The organism is Tropicimonas marinistellae, from assembly GCF_001509585.1.
Taxonomy (GTDB): domain Bacteria; phylum Pseudomonadota; class Alphaproteobacteria; order Rhodobacterales; family Rhodobacteraceae; genus Tropicimonas; species Tropicimonas marinistellae.
In genome coordinates this window covers 13,775-35,047 of sequence record NZ_LNCI01000023.1, presented here as the reverse complement: position 1 = coordinate 35,047, position 21,273 = coordinate 13,775, and the positions used below count along the sequence as shown (strand labels likewise).

The 21,273-nt window shown below is 58.8% G+C and carries 14 protein-coding genes and 1 pseudogene; 5 read left to right on the top strand and 10 right to left on the bottom strand.

Annotated features, from left to right (window positions below; genetic code table 11):
• Positions 1 to 23 precede the first annotated feature (23 nt).
• The 3 genes from ARC39_RS25480 to ARC39_RS24835 are packed head-to-tail and all read right to left on the bottom strand — an operon-like array spanning position 24 to position 3,580.
• Positions 24 to 1,706: a S8 family peptidase gene (locus ARC39_RS25480; RefSeq protein ID WP_078059465.1), complete on the bottom strand. Its 1,683-nt coding sequence runs from the start codon at positions 1,704 to 1,706 to the stop codon at positions 24 to 26.
• Complete coding sequence (locus ARC39_RS25755; protein ID WP_149866551.1) at positions 1,703 to 2,596, bottom strand: hypothetical protein; 894 nt, start codon at positions 2,594 to 2,596, stop codon at positions 1,703 to 1,705. The genes ARC39_RS25480 and ARC39_RS25755 overlap by 4 nt, the downstream gene beginning before the upstream one ends.
• 15 nt (positions 2,597 to 2,611) lie before the next feature.
• The gene (locus ARC39_RS24835) at positions 2,612 to 3,580 is read right to left on the bottom strand and encodes an AAA family ATPase (RefSeq protein ID WP_236545400.1); all 969 of its coding nucleotides are present in this window, start codon (positions 3,578 to 3,580) and stop codon (positions 2,612 to 2,614) included.
• A 331-nt stretch (positions 3,581 to 3,911) separates the two neighbouring features.
• Between ARC39_RS24835 and ARC39_RS24830 the strand changes: the two genes are divergently transcribed.
• Positions 3,912 to 4,313: an efflux RND transporter periplasmic adaptor subunit gene (locus ARC39_RS24830; RefSeq protein ID WP_068119483.1), complete on the top strand. Its 402-nt coding sequence runs from the start codon at positions 3,912 to 3,914 to the stop codon at positions 4,311 to 4,313.
• A gap of 344 nt (positions 4,314 to 4,657) precedes the next feature.
• Positions 4,658 to 5,536, top strand: a complete 879-nt coding sequence (locus tag ARC39_RS24825) for a Vgb family protein (RefSeq protein WP_068119481.1) — start codon at positions 4,658 to 4,660, stop codon at positions 5,534 to 5,536.
• 643 nt (positions 5,537 to 6,179) lie between these two features.
• Here ARC39_RS24825 and ARC39_RS24820 read toward each other — a convergent pair.
• The 3 genes and pseudogenes from ARC39_RS24820 to ARC39_RS24810 form a co-directional block, all read right to left on the bottom strand.
• Positions 6,180 to 8,072: a DUF3604 domain-containing protein gene (locus ARC39_RS24820; protein WP_068119477.1), complete on the bottom strand. Its 1,893-nt coding sequence runs from the start codon at positions 8,070 to 8,072 to the stop codon at positions 6,180 to 6,182.
• 348 nt (positions 8,073 to 8,420) lie between these two features.
• Positions 8,421 to 8,924, bottom strand: a pseudogene (locus tag ARC39_RS26445) (DUF3604 domain-containing protein).
• Between the two features lie 36 nt (positions 8,925 to 8,960).
• Complete coding sequence (locus ARC39_RS24810) at positions 8,961 to 10,880, bottom strand: DUF3604 domain-containing protein (RefSeq protein WP_068119471.1); 1,920 nt, start codon at positions 10,878 to 10,880, stop codon at positions 8,961 to 8,963.
• Positions 10,881 to 10,923: 43 nt separating this feature from the next.
• Between ARC39_RS24810 and ARC39_RS24805 the strand changes: the two genes are divergently transcribed.
• On the top strand, positions 10,924 to 11,685 hold the full coding sequence (locus ARC39_RS24805; RefSeq protein WP_068119468.1) for a Crp/Fnr family transcriptional regulator: 762 nt from the start codon (positions 10,924 to 10,926) through the stop codon (positions 11,683 to 11,685).
• Between the two features lie 303 nt (positions 11,686 to 11,988).
• Here ARC39_RS24805 and ARC39_RS24800 read toward each other — a convergent pair whose 3' ends face one another.
• On the bottom strand, positions 11,989 to 13,878 hold the full coding sequence (locus ARC39_RS24800; protein ID WP_068119466.1) for a DUF3604 domain-containing protein: 1,890 nt from the start codon (positions 13,876 to 13,878) through the stop codon (positions 11,989 to 11,991).
• Positions 13,879 to 14,034: 156 nt separating this feature from the next.
• Between ARC39_RS24800 and ARC39_RS24795 the strand changes: the two genes are divergently transcribed.
• Positions 14,035 to 14,760, top strand: coding sequence for a Crp/Fnr family transcriptional regulator (locus ARC39_RS24795; protein ID WP_068119463.1), 726 nt, complete (start codon positions 14,035 to 14,037; stop codon positions 14,758 to 14,760).
• Positions 14,761 to 15,091: 331 nt separating this feature from the next.
• Here the strand turns inward: ARC39_RS24795 and ARC39_RS25475 are convergent, their stop codons facing one another.
• Together ARC39_RS25475 and ARC39_RS24780 are read right to left on the bottom strand one after the other, a co-directional pair.
• The gene (locus ARC39_RS25475; protein ID WP_078059463.1) at positions 15,092 to 15,673 is read right to left on the bottom strand and encodes a hemerythrin domain-containing protein; all 582 of its coding nucleotides are present in this window, start codon (positions 15,671 to 15,673) and stop codon (positions 15,092 to 15,094) included.
• A 1,098-nt stretch (positions 15,674 to 16,771) separates the two neighbouring features.
• Positions 16,772 to 18,499: a hypothetical protein gene (locus ARC39_RS24780; RefSeq protein WP_368085993.1), complete on the bottom strand. Its 1,728-nt coding sequence runs from the start codon at positions 18,497 to 18,499 to the stop codon at positions 16,772 to 16,774.
• Positions 18,500 to 18,908: 409 nt separating this feature from the next.
• On the opposite strand from ARC39_RS24780, the gene ARC39_RS24775 reads away from it, so the two are divergent.
• Positions 18,909 to 20,009 (top strand): TRAP transporter substrate-binding protein, encoded by a 1,101-nt coding sequence (locus ARC39_RS24775; RefSeq protein WP_149866550.1) that lies wholly within the window; start codon positions 18,909 to 18,911, stop codon positions 20,007 to 20,009.
• Here the strand turns inward: ARC39_RS24775 and ARC39_RS24770 are convergent.
• Positions 20,006 to 21,157 carry a winged helix-turn-helix domain-containing protein gene (locus ARC39_RS24770; RefSeq protein ID WP_161471010.1) on the bottom strand — a complete coding sequence of 384 codons (1,152 nt, stop codon included), beginning with the start codon at positions 21,155 to 21,157 and terminating at the stop codon, positions 20,006 to 20,008. The genes ARC39_RS24775 and ARC39_RS24770 overlap by 4 nt on opposite strands.
• Between the last annotated feature and the right edge of the window lie 116 nt (positions 21,158 to 21,273).

Sequence of the window (21,273 nt, the reverse complement as noted above, 5' to 3'; positions counted from 1 at the left end):
GGCGTGGAGCGAGGCGTCGAGGATCACGTTTGAACATCAATAGGGACATAAGTCTGAGCGGCAACTCTTGCCGCAATCATGGCATCTACCGTCGCAGCAACATGGGCTTGCAGGTCGACCCCTGCCTCTGGCGCTTCCAAAGTGACAACCAGCGCATACCGGGCCTTATCCAAGTACCTATTCTGACTTGGCCGGTCTCGCCACCATCCCATGACGGGATAGATGGCCAACTGATCTCGAGAAGCAAGCTCCACCGCAGTTCCGGTCCAGGTGTCGCAATGAAGCGATCCGGCTGAGACAGATTTGGGTCCAAAATCCCAATCAGGATCTCCTTCACCGACGCCCGACCGGTCACCCATCTCGGAGTTGAAGCGGCTTTGGAACTCTCTTTCGGTTTCACGTCGGCGCTTTAGATCAAAACGGAGACCGAATGACCTGTAGCGCGCTGGATCGAGCATGGACCCTTTCAAGGGGTAGGGCTCCACAAAGTATGACAGTGTGATCCTTAACTTGACCGGGCAATTCTCCAGTTGTTCAAGGATCTGAGTGGGCCAGGGGAAATCATAGTAGTGGGCATTTCCATATGTGATGCGCCCCACGCGTTGATTTGGGTCGCGCCTGCTAATGTCGGGTCGATCATAAGGCTGAATGAAAGCCTGCGAGAAGAGCGCAAGATCGTTGGACGCAGACGCAAGCGCACGCGGCAAGTCAGGTTGCCCGTAGCCGAATTTTCGGCGCAACGCACTCCGCCCAGTCATGCCGCTGGCATTGGTGACTTCAGTCATCATCGGGTTTGTCCAGCGCGCACTGTGTACCATCAGCGCCCGCACCGTTTCAGGCCAAAAGTCTGGATGCTCTGCAGAGATTTGCGCAGCCATTCTAGCGGCTTGATCTGTCGCTGCGCTGGTTGCGTGAAACGGTACGAGGGCATCGCCAACCCCACCCTTGCCAGTGGAGACGAGAGACAGTGAGGGCATCGCATCTGAAACCTGGTCTTGGAAGGCGGACACCGCACGGTTCCCGGCCTCAAAGACGAGCTCTGGTTTCACCGGTGTCGTGCCGTTGGGCCAATCACAAGAAGTTCTTGAGTAAGGGCTGAGTTCGCCGACATCAGCGCACGGAAACCAGGCTCCTTGGTCGTGAGGATCGATCTCGTTCTTGAGTGTGACCCCGCCAATTGTAAGAGCATTCCAGGCCTGCGCCGGGTCTTCTCCAGCATGGCGCGTGGCATCCTCAATACTCGACCAATCATTGTCATGGCCGATGTTTCCGATGGATTGAACAAAGAGACGGCGGGGCGGTTCTTCGCCTTCGGCCGCGTCAACGCCCGCCGCGATCTCATCAATAGCGGCACTCCAGCGTGTCGGACGATCTCCGCGCCGACGATCATTGGTTGTGGCAGAGCACACTATGCGTCGTCGTTCTGGCTGCCGCTCCTCTGCCGAAGCGACTGCAGCTTGAGTGATCGCTCCGTAGTTGGCTGGATCATCATCAGCCCTTGGTGTTGGCGGTAGGAATTTTACACTCTCCAGACGGTGACGTAGAACTGGCGTTGATTGATCAGCGAGTGGGCCTGTCAAATCCCCGTGCAATGCAAGCCCAGCCATTGGCGTGCCGTGACCAATCTGGCCCGGGTAATGGTCATCGCCTTGCCAGTCTTCTACGAGCGCCTGCACATCTTCCGGTGCCAGTGAAGGTTCAATCAAGGCAGTGAAGGTTCAATCAAGGGATGACCTCGATTGACCCCGGTATCGAGAAGACAAACTGCTGGCACGTCTGCTCCGGGCCACTGAATTCGGTCTGCGAGGTCATCGACGAGCCCATCTTGTTCTTCACCAGAGAGATTCACGAGTATGGCGGGGTCATCAGTGGCAAAGCCGATCTCGGCCAGTCCAGGGCGACCAATATCGAGCATCGCCTGAACCTGCGTTCGGGTTGCATAGACAGGAACGATCCGAATGTCTGGGAAGGTGCTCCACCGGTCTTGCGGAGCGACCTGCATCCCGAGTGCGACAGCAACATCTGTTACTTCATCCGTAAAGTCTTCCCAACACCAAAGCCCCCACCAGACCTGCGCGCTTCCTTCTTGGGGCAGTGCGGCTGGGTCTTCTCGCCAAACATCGAGAAGTTGCGTTGGTAGAAAATCCTCTATCGGTTCCATTTCACTGGCGAGAGGTGGCTTGCCAGCAACAGTCAGAGGGGCAGAACGGTAGCGATCCACCCGTTCAACAAGGTAATCTCGGGCAGATTGATCTTCGAGATGAAGGACCATCGTCCGGCGATTTTGATCTTCTCCGGCAGCGCTTTGCCGAATGCCACGGTCGGGCTTTTCGATATCGAGTTCGCGCGCCGAAGGACTTAGTTCGATAGTAACAAAGGTGCCTTCACTGGGCTCAATGCCTGGCGGGTGTTCCTCTGCGGATGGGCGCCGTTCTTCTGCGGCATTGAATGAGGCGACCAGTCCATCGCTTAGTCGTGTACCGTGTTGTGCGCGATTACGGGCATTTGTGCGCCCGCCCGAGGGTTTATGAGCTGTGTAGGAATGCGGTGTTAAGAGCCGCTCGATGTTAACGTGGGGTCGGTCGTAATCTGCCAATAGTCAGTGCACCAGTTATTCGCTACCTTTAAACGCAATTCGCATGTCATGCCGCGCAGCAAGCTGCGCCAGCAAATCTTCTGTTAGAATGGTATTTCGCTCATTAAGAAGGGCTTCCTTCGCCGCTTCGTCAGCCGCTCTGGCAAGCTCGGCCTGGCTTAGACCGGCTCCGGCATCGACCACGCGCTTCCAGGAGATCCGGGGATACTTCATTGGCCGCAAATTGTTGCGGATGACTTCCCGTATCTCATCAGGCGAGGGCATATCAAATTGTAGTACTTCATCGAAACGGCGCTGTAATGCGGGGTCTAAAAGTTCTGGATGGTTGGTCGCCGCGAGTATCACGCTGTCTGTGGAGGCGGGTTCTTCCATGAACTGTAGAAAGCTGTTCAGGACCCGGCGCATCTCGCCAACGTCATTGGTTGCTGCCCGTTTGCCACCAACCGCATCGAACTCATCGAAAAGATAGACTCCGCGCCGCCGAATGGTCTCGTCGAAGACGAGGCGAAGTTGTGCAGACGTCTCGCCCATATAGCGGGTGATCAATGCCTCAAGGCGCACAACGAGAAACGGCAAGCGCAGCTGTCCAGCCATGGCCTCGGCCGTCATCGTCTTGCCTGATCCTGGAGGTCCTGCAAAAAGCAAACGTCTTGAGGGGGTGCGATTGCCTTCGCGTAGCCAAGTACGCCGTTCCTGTTGCAATACCACACGTTCCAATTTCTCGCGAAGAGCTGGTGCGAGTACAACTTGCTCCAAGCTAATGCTCGGCTTGCGCAGATCAAGCAGCCCTTCGAGATCACCGCGCGGCTGCGACATGGAAACACTAACTGTGGGCTTGTCAGGACCGCCGCGTCGCAGGTCCTCGACCGCAGCCCGCAGTTGCTCTGCTGTCGTACGGTGTCCTTGTCGCGCTTCGGCGGCAGCAACTTGCAAGGCGATCGCGAGGAACTTGTCCTCGTCACCCTCAGCGCGGCTGCGCAACATGGATAATATCTGCTTCGTGTTCGACATTCGTTGGCTTGGTTTTTTTCAAGTCACCCTAGACAGAATGGGTTTTACTGCCAGTAGATTTGCCTGCCGCGGCCATCTATGTCGCGCTCATGCACCAAGCTCCGCTTTCGAGAAGCTGCGCTGTGGCGGCGGGATTGTCGATCAACGCCGGTTCCGGGCCGGTGCCAAGCACATCGACTACCTTGGTCAGATTGGCTGGAAAACAGGCGACATGTTTCGGTGTGGACTACGTTGAGAACTATGGAAACGCCCTCGGCCAGATCATCAGAAAGCCGACCACCGAACGTTGGAAATCCAGCGCGACATGGCTGCCGAGATGCTGCCGGCGCAGAAGCTTTTTGCACCGTTCGACGGGCAGATATCTGCACCACGATATCGCGAAAATGCCAACGTCAATATCGACGACAGTCGGGAAATCGCCACACCGGTCCAGCTTAATCCGATCCACATACGGGCGCCCGTGCCACTGCAGCGCGTTGTGTCCCGGATGCGCGAAGGCGAAAAAGATGCGGATGTCGGCGCCAGGATATCGGTGGACCTGATACTGCCCGACGGTAGAAAATACGAACACAAGGGACAGCCTCTGACCGCCAGCTATGACCTTGCCCCAGCATCCGGCGCAGCGGTCGTACTCATCGAGTTCCCCAATCCGGATCGCATCCTTCGGCTCGGGAAGGTGGTGCGCTTGACGGGGTACGAGAGCTGAAACTGACAGCCGTCTCCGCGCTTTCATTGCTGCGATGCGTAGCTTCAGTTTCGTTTTCTGCAGGGCTGGACATGAACCCTGAGCCGACGACCACGCGACGACGGCTTGGCCTGCTAACCGGTCGTCGCTTCAACACGCGGCGAATGGCTGCCAGATGAACCCGAGGTGTGGCTGACACTCGTCCCCACCAACGACGGACTCAATCTGGTCCACGAACGTCCATTCGCCTTGTCGATTTGCGCGAATACCGGCACGGAACCCGCCGCGGCCATTGAGCGGACGATCTTGGGATTTGGCGCGCGACGGCATGATGCTACTGTCCACGAAAGCCAACGGAGGTCCTCATGCATGCCTTTGCTCGAAGTTCGCTGGCGGGATTTTGTCTCGCCTTACTCCCCGTGCTGGCTGCCTCTGCACAAGATTCGACCGCACCATTTGCGTCTTTTCACAGTGCAAGCGAGGCCATCCTCAACGACCCTCACGACCTTGCCTTCGGCCCCGACGGGCGTCTCTACGTGGCTGACAAGTTCGGAAGTCGCATTGCAATTCTGGATCCGGATACGCTGGAACTGGTTGGCACGTTCGGCGATGGATTTCTGCCGAATGTTCATGACATCTCCTTCGGCCCGGATGGGAAAGCCTATGTCGCCGTAACGGGATCAAGTGCTGTTGCGGTATTTTCGTTTAGCGATGGCACGGCGACCAGCGAGGGATTGCTTGGGACATTTCCGCGGACAGAAGGCGCGCTGGCGCATTCAAACGGTCGGCTCTACGTCATGGCGTCCGGCACGGGAGAACTGGTCGCCATTGAAAGCAATGAAGTCGTCGCTTCGGCGAGCGGAATGCCCGGCGCTCATGACGTCGAGGAGGCGCCGGATGGAACCATTTGGGTCGCGGATAATTTCAATCGGCGGCTTGTTCGGTTCTCGCAAGACCTGGAGCGCCTACAAGTCCTGCAGGGACCAAAATATGGTTTCATTGGACCGCGATACCTGGCCGTCGATGCGTTCGGACAACTCGTCGTCGCTGATCAGGATGCCCATCGTGTACTTCTTATTGATCCCGACCAAGACCGACTGCTCGGCGTGATCGGAACCGGAATACCTGGAGAAGGCGTGAACCTGCTGGATGATCCCGAAGGGGTCGCTGTGCGCGACGATGCCTATTACTTCGCCGACAGCGACAACAACCGCATCGTCAAATACGTCGTGGTGCTGAACTGACGGTCGATGAGCTCGCTGGTCGCCGGCATTGCGCGGCACCTTTTGGAGGCCGGTGGTATGAGCGTTGTGGGGAAAAATGACCGCTCGCCAAACGGTCCTGACGGGCGCCTGACGCGAAATAGGCGTACCTTCCCGAAGCTCTCCGAGTGGTCCGGATATCGCGATCACCGCGCATTCGTGGCGACAGGAAGTTCCCGGGTTTGGGTAGTCGCTCGCGCCAGCGACCATTGTTGATTTGCCCACATGTTGCCCAATTGGGGATTTACTATCGCAGCACAGGCTCGCGAACGTTGGATTGCAGAAATGCTCGTGGAATATGGGATTGCAGCAGGTGGCTCTGCCGGCGGCGGCTCAATGGAGTCGCATGCAACCAACTTTCTGGATGCGTTTTCCAGCGACCCCACACTCTATTCGATTGTCGCAATTGCGGCCGCTGCAGCCGTTTATCTCGTAACACGCTGAGCCCGAGTGAAGCGAAGGCCGCACCGTCAAGAAAATCTCCCGCTTCGATCCATCGATTCGATCGGTCTCGGCCCAGCGCACCAGGACGGCAGTAAACTGCGCATTCCTGCCATTGAGCGAGAATGCGTGAATGGCGGCTATCCGGACCTGATCAACTTTAAACCTCGCCGGTGCAATCGGCTCAGCCAGGGTTGTACCAGATCGGCGATGTATAGGCGCGTTCCTGGTGTTTGCGGAGCGCCTCGTCGGGTGCGTCGCGCTTGCCGAAGATCTTCTCGTCGTGGGCAATCCAGGTCGGCGTCGGAATCTCAAGAACGCGCACGTAGTAGAAGGCACGTTGCGCAGGGTCGAACTCCGGATCTTCCCAGTAGCTGCCGAGCACGGCACGACCAATAGTGTTGGAATAGCTCGCGTTCTCTACATCCACGGTGTCCCCCACCGGGCCGCTGCACTTGTCCTCAACGATTTCCCGGTCAGCACAGGCTATGTCGAAGACCTTCTCCTGAGCCTCGCCATTGGGGTCGAGCCAGCCTTTAACCATCTGGATACGATCAATATTGGCGCCATCCGGGTCGCGCAGCACGCGAACCATGAATTGCGGCGCGGCGCCATCGGGCGCGCGATTCAGGTCGCCTCCCATGGGCACCCCGTTCTGGTAGCCGTACCGCGCGAAATCAGGGCGGTTGACTTCATCGGCTCCGAAGTTCCATCCAGCAAAAACCCGGACCAGAAGGCGCGTGCCCGTGGTCGCGTAGACCTCCTTTCGGGCCATCGCGTCCCACAGCGCCTCTCGCGTATTTTCCTTCGCCCAGACACCAGCAAGGCCCGCGGCAAGCGATTCCCAGTGGTAGACATTCAGTGATCCGTCCCCGTCCGGGCGCAGGTCCTGGCTGACGAGATCGGAGTATCGCGTATCGGTGGCCGGCTCCGTGCCAGCGAACTTCCCGAAGAAGTTCTCCTCACGCGTCGATGCAAGCGACGTGTGGCTGTCTGTGGCGCCAATCATGCCGAACTTGAACGGATTGCTACCGGTCTTCTCAGCCTGTTCCAGGCCGATCATAAGCGCGCTGCGGGCATATTCATTCGGCAGCATCTCCGGTTCCTTCGGATTCATCCCGAAATCGCCCTTGTCCCACTGGTAGTAATCGGCAAATTCGTCATTCGGCGAGAGCATCGGATGCACTTCGCCGTCGCCCTTGATCTGGGTGGCTTCGTAGATGGGCTCCCACCGCATGCGCCTTTCAGCGTAGTCGGCATCAATCGGTTCGCCATTCATGCGCTCGACAGCGAACATAAGGCCCTGACTGAGGTTGCCGCCGTGGGGAATGGCAAGGGCGCTGCCGCCGGTCGTCTCTTCGTACATCTCCATATAGTCCCAAAGGTCTTCCGGGTCAGTGGAGTCGAAGATGCTGAACGGAATGACTTGTCGGGCTTCCTCGGCACCGTCACGGAAAATGACATTCCGATGGAGGTTGCGCAGATCCGGCGAGGAGGTCCACTCGAAGCCATGGAACGCCGTGAAGACACCGGGTTGGTTGTGGTGATCGACCGTGTCGATGATCTGGTTCCAGGCTTTCGCCTGAAGTTTTGGGTTCGGCATGGAATCTTCGAGGGCGGCGCCAGATTTTTTCCAGAGCTGGTACGCTTCCCAACCGTTCCCCGACTTGACGAGGTCGTGGTATTTCTTGCCCTGCGGGTCTCTGAGCAGCTCAGGATCGGAAACCTCGATCATTGGCGCGAGGCCCAGATTTTCTGCGTGGTCTGCAACGACTAGGAAGTCGAGGGAGCGGATCAGGCGTGCGGGAAGTCCCGTCGAGGAAATGACCGTCTCTCCCTTGGCGAAGCGCAATGCCTCGTCCGGTCCGAGCCTGTTGCCCACCATCCCTGCGTCGGTGGAGTAGCTTGTGTGCAGATGCGTATCACCGAAGAAGACGCGGTCGGGAAAACTCTGATGAAGATAGGGCGAGTATTCCTGGCTGCCGATATTGATATCTTCCTCTGTCACGGCGATGTCCTGCGCATCGATGGGAAGTGCTAACAGGAAGCCAATGGCAGTGCATGATGCGAGGCGCATGAGGTATCTCCTGCAGTGCGTAAATGCTGACGGATCAAAGACAAGCCACACGACTCTTACATCTGCGGGCCTATCTGACCGTAACATCCACAAGACCAACCTCAAACAGGTCGCGGCGTGCCGCTCGTCGCAGCCCACACCACGTTAATTGGAAATCCTCTCCTCGCGGAGATACGAACCCGGAATATCGGTGTCTGACGCGAGAGGTTTCGGACATCTGCCCTCGATGTCCCGCGCTCGAAACGGACATCCGATCACTTTTGTCAGATGACTGCAGTGTCGGCAAAGCTGACTCGGAAAACCGGCGTAACGCCAAGATGGGTCGATCGCGTGGACCGGCCCAACTCGTCAGATCTCTACAGACTCAGCGATTGACAGTGCATTCTCCAAATCGACACCGAGATAATGGACAGTGCTATCCATCTTCGTGTGTCCCAGTAACAGTTGCACCGCTCAAAGGTTGCCAGTTTTTCTATATATCTGGGCAACCTTGGTTCGACGCATCGGGTGAGTTCCGTACGAAGTGGGATCCAGCCCAATCGATTGGACCCATTCTCGAACAAGGCGAGCATACTTGCGGGTGGAGATGTGCAGCCGCTCATGGAAGCGGCCTGGCTACAGGAATTCCGACCCGACCATTTCGCCCTTTGCGAACCGAAAGGCGTCTTCGGGTGTAAGCGTTGCATAGGCCAACCCGGTATCGGCCGAGTATGCCGTGTGGAGATGCGTATCCCCGAAGAGCACCCGATTGGGAAAATCCTGCCCTTTATAGGGCGAGTAAGCCTCCGTGTCGGCTGGTTCCACATGTGGCGCGTCTTGTCCGCTCACAGCCAACGGGGAAGTGACGCACATGACCGTTATCAGCAGCTTTCTCATGGAAGCAGCTCCCTAGTCGGGCGTAAACCAAATCGGCGAGGTGTAAGCGCGATCCTGTGTGGTCATTGGCGTGCCTTCCGGCATCTCGGCGCCGAACTTCACCGCGTCATAGGCTGTCCATCGTGGCGTCGGGATCTCGATCACGCGGGCGTAGTAGAAGGCGGGTTCGGCCGGGTCGAAATCCGGGTCAGTCCAGACCGCGCCAAGCTCTGGCGATCCAATTGTGTTGGTCCAGGACGGAATCGAGAGGTCGACGGTGTTGCCGACAGGCGGCAGCATGCCGTCCGCGCCAGGTGATCGTTCTCCGCCCCAGGCCACGTCGTAGACCCTCTCCATGGCCGCGCCCGTCTCGGTGTCGATCCAGCCCTTGACGATCTGGATGCGGTCGAGATTGGCGCCCACTGCATCCCGCAGGGAATAGACGAGGAAGTCCGGGGCTTCGCCTTCGGCGACGCTGAGGTCGCCGCCCATCGGCACGCCACCTGAGTAACCGATGCGCGCCAGGTCGCGACGGGCGAGCGCATCGGGATCGTAGTCGCCACCGAAGAAGCGCACCGACATGCGCGGTCCGGTGGTGGCATAGGCTTCGCGACGTTCCATCGCATCGAAAATTGCACCGCGGGTGTTTTTGCGCGCCCAGACTGCGGTGAGTCCGGCAGCGCTGTAGGCAGACCCATAATAGGCGACGTTGCCATCGGCGAACGCTTTGCCGACGTGGCTCGCACGCTCTGCGCTCGGTTCGTAAGGAACCTGCTTGCTGAAGAAGTTGTCCTCGGAAACTGTCGTTATCCCGATATGTGTATCTGTCGCGGCGTTTGCTCCGAACTTGTACGGGTTCACCCCCAACTCGGCTTGAAGCGCCAGACCACGCAGAAGGCCGGAACGGGCATACTCGCCAGGCAGCATCTCCGGTGTCTTGGCCACCGACGCGTCGAGGTTGCCATAATCCCAGGTTTCGAAATCGGCGAACTCGTCCTCGGACGACAGCAACGGATGTGTCTCGCCGTCACCCTTGTATTGAGACCACTCGTAGAGCGGTTCCCATTTCTGGCGCTGTTCGGCGTAGTCCCGGTCGAGGGGCGGGGTGCCATCGGCAAAGTCGTCGACGAGCGAGAACATCCAGCCGTTCGAAAGGTTTCCGTTATGGGCAATGGCGAGCGCGTCGCCGCCGGTCGTGTCCTCATAAATCTGAAGCCAAGCGTAAAGGTCGCGTGGGTTGGACGATCCAAGCGGTGGTGTCGTGGTATAGGGCACGATTTGGCCCGTCTTCTCCGGCCCATCACGCAGTATGATGTTGCGGTGCAGATTGTTGCCTTGCACCAGGGACGTCCATTCAAACGCGGCGAAGGTCGTAAAGACCCCTGGCTGATTGAACTCCTCAGCAATGCTGATCAGATCGTCCCAAACCCGCTCATAAGCCGGGTTGCCCGGCTGGTAGTTCAAGGCTGGACTGATCGTGCCTTGCGCGAAACTCGCGGTCATCTCCTGAGAGGCTCGCAGTGCAATTTCACCGCCTTGGTTGAAGGCCTCATGAAAACGACGGCCTTGTTCATCGGCCAGAATGTTCGGTGCGCCCGAAAGGATGTCGGTGATCGCGCCCATGCCGTCTGAGTGGTCGGTGATCATGTAGAAGTCGAAAGGACGTGGCAGCTTGACGGGCTGCCCGGTATTCGAAGTGACCTGTTCACCGCGTGCGAACCGGTAGGCGTCGCGCGGCATCAACCGGGTACCGCCACCACCGGCATCCGCCGACAGCGCCGTGTGCACATGCGTATCCCCGAAGAACACGCGCTCCGGAAACGCACGGTCCGCATAAGGTGAATAGGGTCTCCCCTTGAGGAACCCAGCTGTGGCCTCGGGAACCACCTCCTGCGCGAAGACAATGCCAGGCACCGCAAAAACAAAACCAGCAAGACAATGAAATATATTCATCTTTTCCAACCCATCTGCGTCAATCTTTGCGCAACCCTCGCGGTTGACACCTGAAACGATAGCGGAGACGGTCACTCAAGACTTTCTGATTTCGGAGGTTTTGGAGGAGTTGCAGGTCGCAGACCCGTTCAAGGCAACTTGGCTCGGCAGCCTGTCCAACGACGCGCTGGAGGAGGTTCGAGCGCTCTCGGAAAGTGTATCCTTTAGCGATCAGGACGTGATCTACGGGTTCGGTCAGAAACAGGAGTACATCTGGGGCATTGCGTCGGGTCAAGTGCGGGTCCTCGTCGGCAGCAACGAAATGGAACCGGCTCTTGCCCACGTTCATGGCCCCGGAACTTGGTTTGGATCTGCTGAGCTTTTCCTGAATTCTCCAGGTGTCGTGGAGCACAATGTCGCCGGACGCGCCGAATTAGTTCGAGTTCCTTATGCCGGGTTTCGACGTCTTTCGAAGCGCCGCCCCGAAGTACTCGTAGCCCTCGGCGCATTATGTGCTCTCACACTCTTGCTGTCGATGTCAGCTGCAAACGACCTTCTTCTTCGAACAGGCCGTATGCGTTTGGCGGCGACACTCCTTCGATTGTGCGGCCGAAGAGGTATCCACCAAAGCAATGTCGAAATGGACAAAGTCCCGGCCAGTCAGGCTGAAATCTCGGCTCTGGCGAACCTGTCTCCATCAACGGCATCTTTGCTTCTCAAGGACTTTGAAGCCAGGAACATGATTGAACTGAAATACGCCCTTACCTTGATCAAGAACCCTGAAGCCTTGGCGGCCGAAGCGGAGGGCGTAATGCCAGCGGCTTAGGGGACTTCATCTCCGAACGTAGTCGACCCAGTCGCAAGCCTGTGCGCGCAGCATTCGTAAGGAAGGGCGGGAAGTGTGAATCCGCAGCAGTCGAAAGGCGCCCGCTCGTCGGGCTGAGAATCCGACCTTCGTGAATGGCAGTTGCGGTCACCAGAAACGGCTCCGTTGGCAGTATTTCACAGACTAAAATGACGCTTCGGAAGGGCGGCGGCGGTAAGGTAGGGCGGCGCCACGAGGGTAGCGCCGCCCTTGTCACGGCAATCGAGCCGTTTTTTTCTCGATTGAGCGAGACGAAGTGATCGGTCAACCCGGCGTGTACCAGATTGGCGAAGTGTACGCGCGCTCCTGCTGGCTGGCATCCACGGTCTCGGGTAGGTCGATACCGAAGAAGACGCTGTCATAGGTCGTCCAGCGCGGAGTTGGGATTTCGAGCACGCGGACGTAGTAGAAGGCGCGCTGCGACGGGTCGAAATCCGGGTCCGCCCAGAAGGCGTCGAGATAGGGCTCCCCGATCGCGTTCGTATAGGTTGCCGTCTGCGGGTCCACCGTATCGCCAACCGGGGGCAGCTTGCCATCGGCGTCGGGCTGGCGGTCGTCCGACCATGCCACGTCGTAAACCCGCTCCCCCGGTCCTTCAGCCGAGATCCAACCCTTGACCACCTGGATCCGGTCGAGATTGGCCCCATCGGGGTCGCGCAGCGCACGGATCAGAAGCTTCGGCACGGCGCCTTCTGGCCCGTCACTCAGATCAGAGCCCATCGGAACGCCGGCCTCGTAGCCGTGCGCGGCGAAGTCGGAACGGGTCATGTCCGCTTCCTCGAAATCCCACCCGCCAAAAACACGGACCCGGAGGCGCGTTCCCGTCGTCGCGTAGACTTCCTTCCGCTCCATCGCGTCCCAGAGCGCCTCGCGCGTGTTCTCCCGCGCCCAGACCGCGGCGATCCCGGATGCGATTGCGTCCGCATGGGTCAGGTCGTCGGCTGGATCAGGTGTCGCACGGCCGGTGATTGCTTCCTCGTAGCGGATCGGATTGCCCGTAGGCTCGACGAGCGCGACCTTGCCGAAAAAGTTGTCCTCCGTCGACGTCGACAGACCGGTGTGCGCGTCCGTCGAGCCGACGACGCCGAACTTGAACGGGTTGGCGCCGAGTTCGGCTTCGTACGCGAGGCCACGCTTCAGGGCGGAGCGGGCATATTCCTTGGGCAGCATGTCCGGCGTCTTCGGCTCAGGGCCGAAGCTGCCCTTGTCCCATGTGCCATAATCCGCAAACGCGTCGTCGGGCGAGAGCATCGGGTGGGCTTCGCCGTCGCCCTTCATTTGCGTGATCTCGTAGAGTGGTTCGTATTGCATGCGGCGCTCCGCGTAGTCCGCCGTAAGCGGCTCACCGGACAGGGTGATATCATCGAACATCAGGCCGTTGGAGAGGTTGCCGCCATGCGGGATCGCGAACATCCGGCCGCCCGTTGTTTCCTCGTAGTCGGCCATCCAGTCCCAGAGCACCTCTGGATCGTCGCTGTCATAGGAACTGATCGGCACCTTCCGGTCGGCGAGGTCCTTACCGTCCCGGTAGATGATGTTCCGGTGCATGTTCGACCCATTGGGCTGCGAGGTCCATTCGAAGCCGATGAAGGCGGTGAAGGCGCCCGGGTCGTTGTGGCGCTCAGTGGCCTCGGTCGCCTTCTTCCACATGGTCTGCCCGAACGGCGTCCCCGCCAATGGGTCCTCGCCGGCGAAGGTTGCCTGCATCCAGAATTCGTAGGAGGCGACCATCGATTCCTCCGTGCCAGGTGCAGCGATTTCGGCCAGTTGGGCGCCCCATTCGGTGTCGGTCAGGACGGGGTCTTCGGCCGCGAGGGCGGCAGGGATGCCGAGGTTCTCCGCATGATCCGTCACCACGAGCCAGTCGAGCGGTCGCTGAAGACGCGCCGGGATGCCATTGGAGGAGATCACTTCCTCGCCCTTGGCGAAAAGGAACGCGTCGTCTGGCGTCGTCGTTGCACCGACCAACCCGGCATCGGCCGAGAACGATGTGTGCAAGTGTGTATCGCCGAAGAAGACCTGGTTCGGAAAGTCCTCCTGCAGGTAGGGCGAATACTCGATATCCGTGCCGGGCCTGAGCCCCGGGAGTTCCTGAGCCGTTGCTGCGAAGAGAGGTGCGCAGCCCAAGGTCGCTGCAAGTACAACAGAACGCATGAATATCCTCCCATTGAGAGGCGAAGGCACATGTATGCCGACGCCCCATGCGATAAATGATCGGTCAGATCTGGACACCTGCCGCAACAGCAAGGTAGCACGCATAGGCATCAAGGAATGCCGGTTTCAGGCATTTGGCGCGGGGAGATTGATCACATGCATTCGCCACCTGATGGCGCGGACGCGCTTCTTTCACGCGCAGACTGGTTGTCCGTCCTACCCGCGGATCTGGCGCAACGTGTCCGCGATGCCGCCGTTCGTCACAAATGCCCTTCAGGTACGGTTTTCTGGACCTATGGCGATAAACCCGACGGCCTCTACGGATTGATCTCGGGAAGTGTGCGGATGGATACGATTTGGTCTCGTCACGGACCTTCGATGTTGAGTACCTTTCACGCCGGTGCGTGGCTCGGCGAGGCCGAGTTTCTCGCAGACTCGCCGCGGATCACCTCGATGTCCGCGTTACGCTCGTGCGAGTACCTTTTCATCGGAGCCAAGACCATCGAAACGCTTGCACGCGAGCGGCCGGAACTGTGGCGTGGCATCGGGCTGCTGGCCTTTGAGCACCTGAGCCTTGCGGTCGCGGCGCTCGACGATGCGATGATCCGCTCCTCCAAGGCGCGCCTCGCTGCCGTGCTTGTCCGTCTATGCGGTGCGCGTCTCGGAACCGCAGAAGACTCCGTCTCGTCGGAGATCGACGTCACGCAATCCGACCTCGCGCAGATGGCAAACCTCTCCCGTTCAGTCGTCGGATCTCACCTTGAGGAGTTTGAACGCAACGGCATCATTCGGCGCAGCTATGGTCGGATGAGCGTGACCGACATCGATGCCCTGCGCGCAGCGGCTGGAGTCGACAAGTCTCCCAAGAAGGATGGAGCCTGACGGACGTCGAGCACAGTTAGGTAACCATTTCAGCTTCGTATCGGATGCTGCGCAATCAACAAATGGCTGGTTCAGTGCTGCCGAACCGCAGGACAGGCGCATTCTTTGAACGGCGGCACTGGGTCGTTCGCGCTGTCCGAGGACTTGCCGCGTCTGCGAGAAGGCGCCGCACGTTTCCTGTGACTCTGGGCCCAGAGCGGACATCTCACGAGATCGCTCACATTTTGGCTTGGCACGCCGCCTGTCTCGTCAGCGACATCTGCTTTCGGTTGAAGTGGCTATTATTGCCGCACTTCAAGGCCGGGAGCGAGAGTCTCACGATAGGGCGGCGTCAGATCGATCCGAGGTAATACCCGATAGCCTCCGCCAACTCGGTTTCCTCGTAGCCGAAATGGGAGCGCACGACCTCTTCCAGTTTCCGGAATGTATTTGCGGCTCGAACGAAATTTGCCTCTGAGGGGTCTTCCGCCAATGTATGTGCCGCACGACTGAGGCGGATGATCAACTCATGGACGACCTCGTGCTCCGCCTTCAGCTTCGCCACAATCTCGCGAAACCTGCCGGCACCCGCGGCCTCAATCCGGGGAAACATGTCGGCGCTTTCAATGTCGTGGTGAAACTTGAGCACTTGGCATTCACGGCCGCACAGCGATCCGAACACTCGAAAATTCTCAGCCATATCGAGTGAAAGCACGAGCCGCTTCAAGTGCTCAGGCGGAGTGTCCCGCGCTTCGATCCTAGCCAGGATCGCGCCGATTTGAGCCATTTCTCTAAGGTAATGACTGTGGATGGAGGCCAGTTGTCGGCCTTGGCGACGGTGTATGTCCGTTGCCTCCGGCACTGGCGGCGCTTTGGGTCGGTCAGCCTCGTCGAGGCTCAGTTCATCCAGCAATTGATTCGAAAGATCAGTCATGCCGCACAAATCGGCCTACTGCAGGCCAAGTCAAGGATGTCCGCTTCGGGGCTCTTCACTGCCAATCGCCGCGCACACCTTGAATGGCCGCTTCTGGTTCACCGAAGATGCTGCACGAGCAAAGCGCTCATCTATCGTGACCGGCAGCAATGCGCAGGAAGCGACGTTTTCACGGGCCAAAGGCTCAGAATCACCGAACACGACAGCGTTGCCGGGCGAGCGGAATAACGATCGGTCCCCTCGCTCATATAGAAACACTTTCCTCCGATCTCTGCAGCAACGCGTAACGGCGGCTTGACGGAACGAGGAATCGAAGTAGTTCGTGAACCGGTGGAACGGCAGTGGAATTTATGGATGAAACACTCTGCGAATTCGATGCTGACTATTGCCTTTTTGCTCTCAGCATGCACGCCAACTTCACCCTCTGTGGAGCTGAACAGTAGAACCGCACAGCTACTAGTCGGGAAAAGCGCTTCTGAGCTTGAATACGAGCTGGGACAGCCGCGAAGCCGCACCGCAACCGCCTTGGTCTATGAAACACGCCGACCCGGATCACCAGCTCGTCAGACCACGGCTACAACCTCCTTGAGCGGCAGTGGAACTGCGACCAGTCTTAGTGCGGGCCGCACTTTTTCCACTTGCCGATGGGTATTTCGCCTTGGGCCTGATGGTCGGGTTGCGGGGTGGACAAGTGAAGGCCAGCTCTGCAACAAACTAGGCTAGTTCGGGCATTGGCGAATTAGCACGTTCTGGAATGGAGACCTGGTTCAGGCATTGACAAGCGACAAGCCGATACGTCTTCCCGGAGAAGCGCCTTCCGAGCTGGTCCCGCCCAGCCGGTACCTGATCCTCCGTTCATGCTGCACCGCCGATAAACGTCTCCTCCGACGAACCGCACGGAGGAATAATGTCGGTCTGTCGAAAGTCGGATTTGGGACGGTCGCGTCGTTATCGCCGCACGAAGAAAGACAACTTCACGCGGCTGCGGAAACCTGAGCGGAGGGCGGACTGCCGAAATTCGCTGCGTTCAGCATCGACGGCAGATCAGCGACCGACGTGGACGTTACAATTGACGCACGCTGTCCGTCTGGTGGTCGACTACTCAGCCGCCAAAGCCTTCTGCCGGCAATAACACGATGCCTTGATCGGCACTTCGGCCCGGGCAGCGGCCTTGTCCAGTTGTAGTTTGATATGGGGCGCTTCGACTGTCTCACCGCGCCGGGTCAGGCATTCGTGTAAGCCGTGCAGGCTCCAGACATTGCCTGGATGCTGGCAGGCCCGGCTAAGCGTTCTATCCAGACCAAGGTCGGCGCGATAGACCTCTTCCGCTTCCTCCGTCTGGCCTTGCTCCAGAAGAAGGGCGCCGAGCGCGTGGCGCGTGGGCTGCATCCAACCCCAGGGTTCGTCGTAGGGCAGCGTGTCATCAATCTCGACCGATCTGCGCAGGTGTTCGAATGCGGTCTCATGCTCTCCCTTGTGATAGGCAAGCTCACCCAACATCATCTGCTCGGCAACTTTCAGGATGTCGCGACACGTGTTGTTGAACAGCATTCTGGTTTCCGGCACGTTGTCTAGGGCGTCGTAAAATCTGGCTCTTTCGCTCTCGGCGTCGGTGATCTTGTGTTGGTTTGCCAAGGCGACGGTTCGTGCGTACCGCATCATGGCAAGAGTGACGCTGAAAAGTTCTTCATCAGCTGGCAGATCCTGATCGAGAATGTCCTGCCAGCGTCCAAACCGGATCAGCACATGTTGCTTCATCGGGATGAAACCTTCGAACCAGTCGGCCATGGGGCGAAGCGTCTCAGAGGGCAATGTTGCAATCAGTTCTTCAGCTGCTTCCAACGCTGCAGTGGGTTGCCCCAGGAACATCGCGCCGTAGATCTTGAAATGGTAATTGTGGCAGCGATAAACGGAGTAGAAATTGTCGGGGCCTTCGCGCTCCAGGAACTTCCGATCGGCAACGATGGCCGTTTGATTGCGGAGCACCACGTTCATGTAGTCGCCGCACAAAACGTCGACATGGGTCGGCATATGCAGTAGATGCCCGGCGTCCGGAATCAGGGTACTGAGCGCATCGCCGTGGCGCAGCGCACGTTCGGGATGCGGCGACATTTCCATCAGGTGGATATACATGTGCAGAAGTCCGGCGTGTTCCCATGCGCCGGGAAGCGTGGAGAACGCCGTGTCGAGCACGTTGATTGCCTCAAGCGTGTCGGCGCCTTCGGCGGGCTTCCCGGTCGGCAGATCCCAAAGCTGCCACGGGGTCCGGTTCATAATCGACTCGGCAAAGACGGCGCAAACGTCCAGGTCATTGCTGAACTCAGCATGCACTCTACGCATTGCAGCTGCGAAGGCGTCGTTCCACGGGCTGAAATCCTCGATATCTGACGAGGTTGGATAGCGGGCCGGAATTGCCTCGATCAGGGCACGTTCAATGGGTGACAGTCCATCCAGAAGCGCGGCGGCGGCATCGATTGATGCTCTCGCCAACGCGATGCAGTCGGGCTTCTCGTCGTCCTCGAAGGTTTCCCAAGGCTTGTTATAGTTCGGTCCGATGCAATACGCGATGCCCCAATGCGCCATCGCGCAATCCGGGTCGGCAGCAATAGCCTTTTGAAAGCAAACGATCGCCTCTTCGTGATTGTAGGCATATGTCCATGCCAAGCCCCGGTCGAACCATATCTGAGCATTATCTGACGACGTTGAAATCTTCCGAGTGTAATCGCCGAGGTCGTAGTACTCCATCGCGAAATCCCCCCCGCTGAATGCGCCAAGTCTACCATAGAGCCGCTTGAGCAGATAGCGACACCGCAAGTTGGAGAGCATTGGAGTACCTGCTCAGGCTCTTGGCTTCTTCGGGCAAGTTCCAGCCGTTCTCCGCACCCTCCACGAACGGCGCGTTCGGGCCGTTCACGTCACTTGGTCGCGAACGTCGAAGCGTGCAGGCGGCGTTCAGTCAATCGACGCGACCGGCCCAAATCAGCCATTCGTCGGCATGTGTTCGCCGCAGTGCGACGTCTTGAAAGCGGACCTCTACCCCTCTCTCAACTTGTTGTCGCACCTGCAATGCGTGATCGAGCAGACTATCCAAGCAAGAGCGGTCTTCCGAACATTAGCGTGCCTCCGGCTATTTCAGCTTCCACCGAGTTGCAGTGTCGTTGTTGGTTATTGCAACACTGTGAAGCAACAACCTGAGAACGGACTATTCGGATAGCTAAAAAGGCGGCCGGTCAACTTGCTCACCGCCGGATTCAAGGTTCCTTCAAGGATCGATCATGACAGTGAGCTCGTGACATGGCACTATCTAGGTATGCTTAGAAACTCGATTGTGTTTCTTGCCGTTGCGATCCCGGCCCAATTTCCAATCGCTCCAGCTGCGGAGAATGTGCATTGGCGGGTTAACAGCCTGCTTGCGCCAGAGCTCTTCGGAGAGTCCGGCCGGATCCTCGCTGAAGAGGTTGGCCGATTGACGGATGGCGCCTTCACGATCCAGGTCCACGATCAACTTGTTCTGGACATGGACGCCTTCGAAGCACTGCGGTCAGGCCTTGTCGATGCTGTGTGGGGGTCGCCAGGGCACCACCACCGCGAAGATCCGACCTTGACGATTTTCGGCGGCTTCCCGTTTGGACCTGATCCAGGAACATTCACAGCGTGGATGAAGGAAGGTGGCGGTTCGAAGGCGCTCAATGATCTGTATCGCCGCCACGGTCTCCGAAGTGTCTATTGTGGCGCGCTGCCGGCGGAAGGTGGGGGTTGGTTCCGGGCACCTGTCGAGCGCGCGGAAGATTTGGGCGAACTCTCCATGCGCGCCTTCGGATATGGCGCGCGCACCTTGGCGGTCTTGGGCACCACGACATACGAATTGCCGGGAACTGACATTCGTTCAGCGTACGAAGCCGGTATCATCGACGCCGCAGAATTCGCAATGCCCTCTATTGATGCCGAATTGGGTCTCGACGAGATGGCACCGTACCTGTTGTTGCCGGGATGGCAGCAACCGGCCACTTCACTGGAACTTCTGGTTCTCGAAACGTCGTGGCTGGAATTGCCGGAAAGCTTTCGCGACGCAATCGCCCAGTCGTGCGATGCAGTTTCGCGATGGAGTCTCGACGTCGCGACACCACGCCAGGACGCGACGATCGAGGGCTTTCGTGCAGAGGGTGTCGAAATCCGTCAATGGCCCGACGACGTTCTTGAAGCATTGAACCTGGCCTGGATGGAGGTGATCGAGGCAGGGATAGAAGACAGCCCGGAGCTCGGCCGAGTTTGGCAAAATTACCTGAGTTTTCTTGAATCCTACCGACCCGCCAATGTGGATTTCGACCAGGACTAATCTTGGACACCTGCCAATCGCAATCCCTCCAGCACAACTTCCAGCAACTCTTGGCCATCAAGGTGACCGAGCGACAGCGCAACGGCATCGAGCGTCTTCTCGGGACGTGTTTCCAATGCCTCTTCCAAAACGATCCTTGCGCGTTCGACCCTGTCGGCGTGCGCAAGGCTCGCCGCCAGAAACCATCCAGCGTAGTGCCGGGTTCCGCCGAAGGTCCCAGCCCCGTGAAGGCGGCCAAATTCCTCTACGGCTTTGGAGGGGGCGCCCGCCAGCAGATAGGTCATGCCGGCGACCTCTCGGTACCGATCGGGAGGCGTGGGAACTTCAGCCAATGCACGTTCGAGGATTGGTACCGCGTCCTCGGCCCGGTCATTGGCGGTTAGAGCAGCCGCCAGGATTATCATTGCATCCGGGTCACTGGGCGAAAGGTTCGCCGCCGCCTGCGCCATTGCCAAGGCATCCACCCGTGAGCGTGCGTCCGGGTATGGTGCGTCGAGGCGAATATCGGCAAGGGTACGGTAGGCTTCGGAGCCGCCTTCGAGCGCAAGCGCGCGTTCCAGCGCATCGAGCGCCTTGTCGAGTTCCCGTCGGCCGCCGCCCCAGGCACTGTACTTGACCTCCAACCAGTAGGTCTGTCCCAGCTTGGCCCAGGCCACGGCGTTGGTCGGATCATTCGCGATCGCTGCTTCCAAGCGTGCGCGCAAGTCGTCATTGGGCGCCCTGTCGCGCCAGTCCGGCCAATGAGACGCAGTGGCGGCTCTTTCGGGTGCGTTGGATGGGATATGCGAAGGGATCGGTGGGTCGGGAGATTTAGTTCCGAAGGGAAAGAACGTGACGCCGATACCGGCCAAACACACGCCGGCAAGAGACGCACCAGCCAAGATGGCGGGCTTGCGCTGGAGAGCAGCCATGATGCCCAATTGTTCTGCGTCCAGAACGTATCCCCGACGGGGCACGGTGCGGAGGAGATACGCGGCATCTTTTCCGAGTGCCCGGCGAATGTCGCTGATGCATTGGGAAAGCGACTCATCTGTCACCACGACATTCTGCCAGACCGCGGCGATCAGGTCGTCCTTGGGGACCAGTTCGCCCCGGCGTTCCGACAGCACCTCCAGGACACGGTACGATTTCGGACGCAGATGTGCCACTTCGGTCGCTCCATTCTCAAGGCGACCGAGACGGCGGTTCAGAGTGTAGGGCCCAATCCTAGTGTTCGACGCGCGCATGACCCCAGAGTTTCAAATTTCCCGGCAAACTTATCAAA

What these genes read in the sequence shown, in the direction of transcription:
- ARC39_RS24800 (WP_068119466.1), bottom strand. Translation starts at nt 13,878, where the DNA reads ATGCGTTCTGTTGTACTTGCAGCGACCTTGGGCTGCGCACCTCTCTTC.
- ARC39_RS24830 (WP_068119483.1), top strand. Translation starts at nt 3,912, where the DNA reads ATGGCTGCCGAGATGCTGCCGGCGCAGAAGCTTTTTGCACCGTTCGAC.
- ARC39_RS25475 (WP_078059463.1), bottom strand. Translation starts at nt 15,673, where the DNA reads ATGACTGATCTTTCGAATCAATTGCTGGATGAACTGAGCCTCGACGAG.
- ARC39_RS24835 (WP_236545400.1), bottom strand. Translation starts at nt 3,580, where the DNA reads ATGTTGCGCAGCCGCGCTGAGGGTGACGAGGACAAGTTCCTCGCGATC.
- ARC39_RS24810 (WP_068119471.1), bottom strand. Translation starts at nt 10,880, where the DNA reads ATGAATATATTTCATTGTCTTGCTGGTTTTGTTTTTGCGGTGCCTGGC.
- ARC39_RS24825 (WP_068119481.1), top strand. Translation starts at nt 4,658, where the DNA reads ATGCATGCCTTTGCTCGAAGTTCGCTGGCGGGATTTTGTCTCGCCTTA.
- ARC39_RS24820 (WP_068119477.1), bottom strand. Translation starts at nt 8,072, where the DNA reads ATGCGCCTCGCATCATGCACTGCCATTGGCTTCCTGTTAGCACTTCCC.
- ARC39_RS24795 (WP_068119463.1), top strand. Translation starts at nt 14,035, where the DNA reads ATGCATTCGCCACCTGATGGCGCGGACGCGCTTCTTTCACGCGCAGAC.
- ARC39_RS24780 (WP_368085993.1), bottom strand. Translation starts at nt 18,499, where the DNA reads ATGCTCTCCAACTTGCGGTGTCGCTATCTGCTCAAGCGGCTCTATGGT.